This window comes from Mesorhizobium sp. M5C.F.Ca.IN.020.32.2.1, from assembly GCF_004023105.1.
Classification (GTDB): Bacteria; Pseudomonadota; Alphaproteobacteria; order Rhizobiales; family Rhizobiaceae; genus Mesorhizobium; species Mesorhizobium wenxiniae.
In genome coordinates this window covers 1-6,416 of the sequence record NZ_RZSX01000332.1, presented here as the reverse complement: position 1 = coordinate 6,416, position 6,416 = coordinate 1, and the positions used below count along the sequence as shown (strand labels likewise).

Annotated in this window: 8 protein-coding genes; all 8 read left to right on the top strand. The window is 65.0% G+C overall.

From position 1 onward, the window contains the following. On the top strand, nucleotides 1–243 hold a 243-nt coding region (locus tag EOA86_RS17680), incomplete at its 5' end, for a helix-turn-helix domain-containing protein (protein ID WP_164891802.1). Between the two features lie 13 nt (nucleotides 244–256). Further along, a complete protein-coding gene (locus tag EOA86_RS17675; RefSeq protein WP_065010236.1) occupies nucleotides 257–763 on the top strand; it encodes an arsenate reductase ArsC in 507 nt (168 codons plus the stop codon). Nucleotide 764: 1 nt separating this feature from the next. After that, a complete protein-coding gene (locus tag EOA86_RS17670) occupies nucleotides 765–1,454 on the top strand; it encodes an MIP/aquaporin family protein (protein WP_127208787.1) in 690 nt (229 codons plus the stop codon). Continuing rightward, a complete protein-coding gene (arsC, locus tag EOA86_RS17665; RefSeq protein WP_065010234.1) occupies nucleotides 1,451–1,870 on the top strand; it encodes an arsenate reductase (glutaredoxin) in 420 nt (139 codons plus the stop codon). The genes EOA86_RS17670 and arsC overlap by 4 nt, the downstream gene beginning before the upstream one ends. A 75-nt stretch (nucleotides 1,871–1,945) precedes the next feature. Continuing rightward, nucleotides 1,946–2,266, top strand: coding sequence for a metalloregulator ArsR/SmtB family transcription factor (locus EOA86_RS17660; protein WP_127208786.1), 321 nt, complete (start codon nucleotides 1,946–1,948; stop codon nucleotides 2,264–2,266). 49 nt (nucleotides 2,267–2,315) lie between these two features. After that, nucleotides 2,316–3,749 carry an NAD(P)-binding domain-containing protein gene (locus EOA86_RS17655; protein WP_128342825.1) on the top strand — a complete coding sequence of 478 codons (1,434 nt, stop codon included), beginning with the start codon at nucleotides 2,316–2,318 and terminating at the stop codon, nucleotides 3,747–3,749. Continuing rightward, on the top strand, nucleotides 3,746–4,978 hold the full coding sequence (gene arsK / locus EOA86_RS17650) for an arsenite efflux MFS transporter ArsK (RefSeq protein WP_128342823.1): 1,233 nt from the start codon (nucleotides 3,746–3,748) through the stop codon (nucleotides 4,976–4,978). The genes EOA86_RS17655 and arsK overlap by 4 nt, the downstream gene beginning before the upstream one ends. 105 nt (nucleotides 4,979–5,083) lie before the next feature. Then, nucleotides 5,084–6,416: ATP-binding protein (locus EOA86_RS17645; protein WP_164891801.1), on the top strand; the 1,333-nt coding region annotated here is incomplete at its 3' end.

Here is a 6,416-nt window from a genome sequence, read left to right as displayed (position 1 = left end):
GACGGTGTGCCGGCCGGCGAGATCGCCTCGCGCCTCGATACGGTGCAGAACACCATGTCGGCGCATCTGAAGGTCCTCGACCATGCCGGCCTGGTCCGTGCCGAGCGCGACGGCCGGACAATCCGCTACGTCGCCGATATGACCGGCTTTCGGAATCTCCTTGCCTATCTCATGGAGGATTGCTGCAGCGGCGCGCCGGAGCTCTGCCAGCCGGTCATTCAGGCGGTGACGTGCAACTGTTAGAAGGGACTACGCCATGAGCGAGCCATACAATGTGCTTTTTCTCTGCACCGGCAATTCGGCGAGGTCGATCCTCGCCGAAGCGATCCTGAACCGTGTCGGCGCCGGCAAGTTCAGGGCCTATTCGGCCGGATCGCACCCGAAGGGAGAGGTCCATCCCTACGCGCTCCAGCTGTTGAAAACCCTCAACCACGACACGTCCTTCGCCCGTTCGAAGGACTGGCAGGAATTCGCGGCTCCCGGCGCGGCCGAGATGAATTTCGTTTTTACCGTCTGCGACAATGCGGCCAATGAATCCTGCCCGGTGTGGCCGGGACAGCCGATGACGGCGCACTGGGGCGTGCCCGACCCGGCCGCCGTGGAAGGCACCGACGCCGAAAAACATCTGGCCTTTGCCGAAGCCTATCGCATGCTCAACAATCGGATCTCGATCTTCGTCAGCCTGCCGATGAACACGATCGACAGGCTCGCTCTGCAGAAACGGTTGGATGAAATCGGCCGCGATCTACCGAAGGCCGGCTAATATGGCGGTTGACCTGTCCCGTCGCATTGTCGCGGAAGCGCTCGGCACGGCAATGCTTGTCGCGACGGTTGTCGGGTCCGGGATCATGGCCGACAGGCTGACGGGCGACGTCGCTGTTTCCCTGCTCGGCAACACCTTGCCGACTGGAGCGATTTTGGTGGTGTTGATCACCATACTCGGACCGATTTCCGGGGCGCATTTCAATCCGGCGGTGACGCTGGTTTTCGCCCTCAGGCGGGAAATCGAAGCGAACGCCGCACTGGCCTATGTCATCGCCCAGCTTGTCGGCGGCGTTGCCGGGACGCTGCTGGCGCACGCCATGTTCGAACTGCCGATTCTACAGATCTCGCAAACCGTGCGGACCGGAAACGGACAATGGCTCGCGGAGTTGGTGGCCGCCTTCGGCCTGATCTTCACCATTCTGGCGGGACTTCGCTTCCGTTCGGATGCGATTCCCTGGCTGGTCGGCCTCTACATCACCGCGGCCTATTGGTTCACCGCATCGACGTCGTTCGCCAATCCGGCGGTCGCCATTGCGCGAGCGGTTTCAAACACGTTCGCGGGCATCCGTCCTGTTGACCTGCCGGCGTTCATCGTCGCCGAGCTGCTGGGCGCGCTGCTTGCCATGGCCTTGGCAGGATGGCTGCTCAGCGAGCCCAAACCAATCAGACAGATGGGAGCCGCGAAATGACCATCACCATCTACCACAACCCCGACTGCGGCACCTCGCGCAACACGCTCGCCATCATCCGGCAGTCCGGCGAAGAGCCTGATGTGATCGAGTATCTGAAGAACCCGCCGTCGCGCGAACGGCTGGTCGAGCTGATCAAGGCGACGGGAATGACGCCGCGCGAATTGCTGCGCGAGAAGGGTACGACGTACGCCGAGCTCAATCTCGGCGATCCCAAATGGACCGACGACGAGATTGTCGATTTCATGCTGGCGCATCCGATCCTGATCAACCGGCCGATCGTGGTGACGCCGCTCGGCACCATGCTTGCTCGGCCGTCCGAAGCCGTTCTCGATATCCTGCCCAATCCGGATATCGGGCCGTTCACCAAGGAAGACGGCGAAGTGGTGATCGATGCATCGGGGCGGCGCGTCTGAAGGTATAATCCAGTTCTTCGATAATCTTGGAAATAGAACTTGACGACACCCGGCAGCGGGAGCTAGCGTATTTCCATGAAACTCGAACAAGCAGCAAAACAGCTCGAGGCGCTCGGCAATCCGACGCGGCTGAAGCTTTATCGCACGCTGGTGAGGGCAGGTGAAACCGGACGACCGGTCGGTTATCTGCAGGAAGCCCTCGGCATCGCTGCGTCGACCCTGTCGCATCATCTCCACCGGCTTGTCCTGACCGGCCTGGTCACCCAGGAACGCCAGGCAACGACGCTGATCTGCCGTGCCAATTACCCTGTCATGAACGATCTCCTCGGCTTTCTTGCCGATGAATGTTGTGCCGATGCCGTATGCGGCCCGGCTGTCGGCGAGGCTGCTGCGTAACTCTTTTTGGCCTATATTTCTATAATCCTAGAAGCATAGAAGGTGCATTATGGTTCCCAACAGCAATCTCCCGGTCGCCATCATCGGCGGCGGACCGGTCGGCCTGGCGGCTGCCGCCCAACTTGTCAGCCGCGGCCTTTCGGTCAAGGTTTACGAGGCTGGTTCCGCGGTCGGGTCGAACCTTCTGGATTGGGGTCATGTGCGGGTTTTCACGCCGTGGCGCTATTGTGTCGATGCGGTCGCCCGAAAACTTCTCGAGAGCCACGGCTGGCAGATGCCGGAGCCGGAGGCGTTCCCCACGGCTGGCGAGATCGTCCACCAGTATCTCGCGCCGCTCGCAAAGCTTTCCGAACTGGCGCCGTCGATCGAGACTAATGCCCGCATTGTCGCCATTTCCCGGTGGGGAGCCGACAAGGTCTTGAGCAAGGCGCGGGAGACGCGGCCGTTCCTGCTTCTGGTCGAAACCGCCGAGGGCACGCGCCGGGACAGCGCCCGTGCCGTCATCGATGCGTCCGGCACCTGGCAAACGCCGAACCCGCTCGGTGCGGGCGGCTTGCCGGCCGAAGGTGAGAAGGAATTTGGAAACCGCATTGCCTACGGCATACCGGATGTCCTCGGACGGGACCGTCATCTCTATGCAGGCCGCACGACATTGGTCGTGGGCGCCGGCCATTCCGCTGCCAATGCCTTGCTCGAATTGGCGGAGCTTGCGCAAACCGAACCGGGCACCTCGGCACTTTGGGTGACGCGCGGCACCGACCTTGTCCGCATCTACGGCGGCGGCGATGCCGACGCCTTGCCGGCGCGGGGCGAACTCGGTTCGGATGTCCGGCATCTCGCCGAGAGCGGCCGCGTGCGGCTGGTGACGGGCTTTGCCACGGTTGCCATTCGCGAGGTCGACGGCCGCCTGGTTGTCGAAGGCCAGACAAAAGACGGATTGCACACGCTCGGCCTCGTCGACAGGATTATCGCCGCGACCGGTCAGCGCCCTGATCTCACCTTGACCCGCGAGCTTCGGCTGGACCTTGATCCGTGGCTCGAAGGCGTCAAGGCGCTGGGGCCGCTCATCGACCCCAATGAACATTCCTGCGGCGATGTCCCGCCCCATGGTCATCGCGAGCTCAGCCACCCCGAGCCCGATTTCTACACGGTCGGCGTCAAAAGCTACGGCCGGGCGCCGACGTTCCTGCTGCTGACCGGCTATGAGCAGGTCCGCTCGGTCGCCGCGGCGCTCGCCGGCGACATGGCTGCGGCCGATGCCGTGCAGCTGGAGTTGCCCGAGACCGGCGTCTGCACTGTGCCGGCGTCACTTTCAGGCGCGTCGTCCCAGGGTTGCTGCGGCGGGCCGGCGCCGGCTGCTGTCGATGCCTGTTGTGTCGACGACGCCAAGGCGAAGGCGAGCGGCAAGTCAGGCTGCGGCTGCGGCAGCACGCAAGCGATCGCAGCAGTGCGCAGCGGCGATCTCGAGATCGCCGCTCGATGAGCGACCGGAAGATCCCGGCTGCCGCGCTCTGGGCGTTGGGGCTGACGCAGATCATCGGCTATGGCACGCTCTATTACAGCTTCAGTATCCTGGTGCCGTCGATCGCGCTCGAATTCGCCTGGCCGGAACAATGGGTTTTCGGCGCCCTGTCGGCGTCGCTGCTGGTGGGTGGCCTGTTTGCACCGACAGCCGGGCGCTGGGCCGATCGTTTCGGCGCCGGCCGGGTGATGACCTTTGGTTCGCTTGCTGCCGCAGCAGCGCTCGTCGCTTGCGCGCTAGCACCCGGCCGGGTGAGCTTTGTGCTGGCTCTGGTGGCGATGGAGCTGGCGTCCGCCTTCGTGCTTTACAGCGCCGCTTTCGTCGCGATCGTCCAGATCGGCGGAGCCAGGGCGCAGCGCAGCATCACCCATCTGACGCTGATCGCCGGCTTCGCCTCCACCCTGTTCTGGCCGTTGACGGCTGCGCTGCACGAACACCTGACCTGGCGCGAGGTCTATTTGGTCTTTGCCGGCATCAATGTCGCCATCTGCCTGCCTATCCATGCCTGGCTGGCACGGCTGTCGCGTCGGACAGACGAAAGCGCCTCACCGACACCTGCGGCCGTCGCGCCGGCAGGCCGTGCCTTCACGCCACGCGACCGCAGCAGAGTGTTTCTGCTCATGCTTGGCGGCTTCGCGATCGAGGGGTTCGTGCTGTCCTCGATTCTCGTTCACATGGTGCCGCTGACGACGGCGCTCGGGCTTGGCTCCGCCGGGCTCGTCGTAACCACGCTTTTCGGGCCCTCCCAGGTGGCGAGCCGGTTGATCAACATGCTGTTCGGCGGCCGGCTGGCACAGACTTGGCTCGCGGTGATCGGCGCGACATTGCTGCCGCCCGGCCTTCTCGTCCTGCTGGCGATGACACCATCGCTGCCAGGCGCCATCGCCTTCGTCATCCTGTTTGGATTGGGCTCGGGCCTCGCCAGCATCGTCGGCGGCACGCTGCCCCTGGAACTGTTCGGGCGGGAGCGCTACGGCGCCCGGCTCGGCTGGGTGACGGCCGCGCGTCAGTTTTCTTCAGCGCTTGCGCCCTTTGCCCTTGCCACGGCGATGGCAGGCATCGGCGTCCAACCATCGCTCTGGTTGACCGCTGCGGTCGGCATGCTCGGCATACTGGCTTTCTCGGCAATCATCCTGATCAGGCGGCAGCCTCTCGCGCATGATCGCGTGATGCTTACCTCGGCGAACTGACGTCGCGTGCAGCGTACAGCTGTGCGCAACAGCGAGCGGTCGGCCATGGGCGCTCGACGGGCTGTGATGCGGTTGATAAGCCCTCTCCCCAAGGAGAGTCGAGACATGACCGTTGCGATCGAGATGGGCCACACGACCGCAGGCGCCCCGGCGGCACTGGATCTTGAGGAACTGCTGGCGACCCGCCTTTTGGTGCAGGGCAATTCGGGCTCCGGCAAATCGCATCTGCTGCGCCGGCTGCTGGAGCAGAGTGCCCCCTGGGTGCAGCAGACCATCATCGATCCCGAAGGCGACTTCGTATCGCTGGGCGACCGTTTCGGCCATCTGTTAATCGATGCCGAGGAGCATACCGAGCGCGGCCTGCAGAGCGCCGGCGAGCGGGCGCGCATCCATCGCGTTTCCACGGTGCTCAATCTCGAAGGGCTCGACGCCGAGAACCAGATGCGTCGCGCCGCTGCCTTCCTCGGCGGACTGTTCGAGGTCGCCCGCGACCACTGGTACCCGATGCTGGTGGTGGTGGACGAGGCGCAGCTCTTCGCGCCGGCCGTCGCCGGTGAGGTTTCGGACGAGGCGCGCAAACTCTCGCTCGGCGCCATGACCAACCTGATGTGCCGTGGCCGCAAACGCGGGCTTGCCGGGATCATCGCCACCCAGCGGCTGGCCAAGCTCGCCAAGAATGTCGCCGCCGAAGCCTCCAATTTCCTCATGGGCCGAACTTTTTTGGACATTGATATGGCCCGCGCGGCCGACTTGCTGGGCATGGAGCGGCGGCAGGCCGAGGCTTTCCGGGACCTGGAGCGCGGGCAGTTCATGGCGCTCGGCCCGGCGCTGTCGCGCCGACCGCTGGGCTTGCGCATCGGCCCGACCGATACAAGTCCACGCAACGGCACCCCGCGGCTGATGCCGCTGCCGGAAGCAGCACTGGAGGATGCCCGCGCCATCATCCTGGCAGCGCCGCCGCCGGAAACTGTCCGGCCGCAGCGCCGGTCGTCGCCGGATCTGCTCGACCAGCTGATGGCGGCGAAATCGGCGGCACTGGAAATCCGCCCCGAACCGGTGGAGCCGCCGATCAGCGCCGAGGACTTGGCGGAGCGGCGGGAGCGGGTGGACCGGGTCCTGCGCGCCGTGCTGGCGCAGCCCGACGCCGGCTTCCGTGTCATCGGCGTGCTCTATCAGGAGTTCGTGGTCCGCTGCCGAATCGAGGGCCTCGCCTCAGTCGTGCCGGACCTGCCCGCCTTCCGCCGCATGCTGACGCGCGCCCGCGCCGGCCTCGGCTCCGACATGGCTGGGGATGACGCCTGGCAGGATGTCTCGGCGCGCGCCTCGCTGCTGCCCGAGGATATGCAGGGTGTGTTCATGATGATCGCCCGCGCGGCGAAGGAGGGCTGGCCCTGCCCGAGCGACGCGCGGGCGATCATCATGAACACACCCTGCATAT

What these genes read in the sequence shown, in the direction of transcription:
- arsC (WP_065010234.1), top strand. Translation starts at nt 1,451, where the DNA reads ATGACCATCACCATCTACCACAACCCCGACTGCGGCACCTCGCGCAAC.
- EOA86_RS17670 (WP_127208787.1), top strand. Translation starts at nt 765, where the DNA reads ATGGCGGTTGACCTGTCCCGTCGCATTGTCGCGGAAGCGCTCGGCACG.
- EOA86_RS17675 (WP_065010236.1), top strand. Translation starts at nt 257, where the DNA reads ATGAGCGAGCCATACAATGTGCTTTTTCTCTGCACCGGCAATTCGGCG.
- arsK (WP_128342823.1), top strand. Translation starts at nt 3,746, where the DNA reads ATGAGCGACCGGAAGATCCCGGCTGCCGCGCTCTGGGCGTTGGGGCTG.
- EOA86_RS17655 (WP_128342825.1), top strand. Translation starts at nt 2,316, where the DNA reads ATGGTTCCCAACAGCAATCTCCCGGTCGCCATCATCGGCGGCGGACCG.
- EOA86_RS17660 (WP_127208786.1), top strand. Translation starts at nt 1,946, where the DNA reads ATGAAACTCGAACAAGCAGCAAAACAGCTCGAGGCGCTCGGCAATCCG.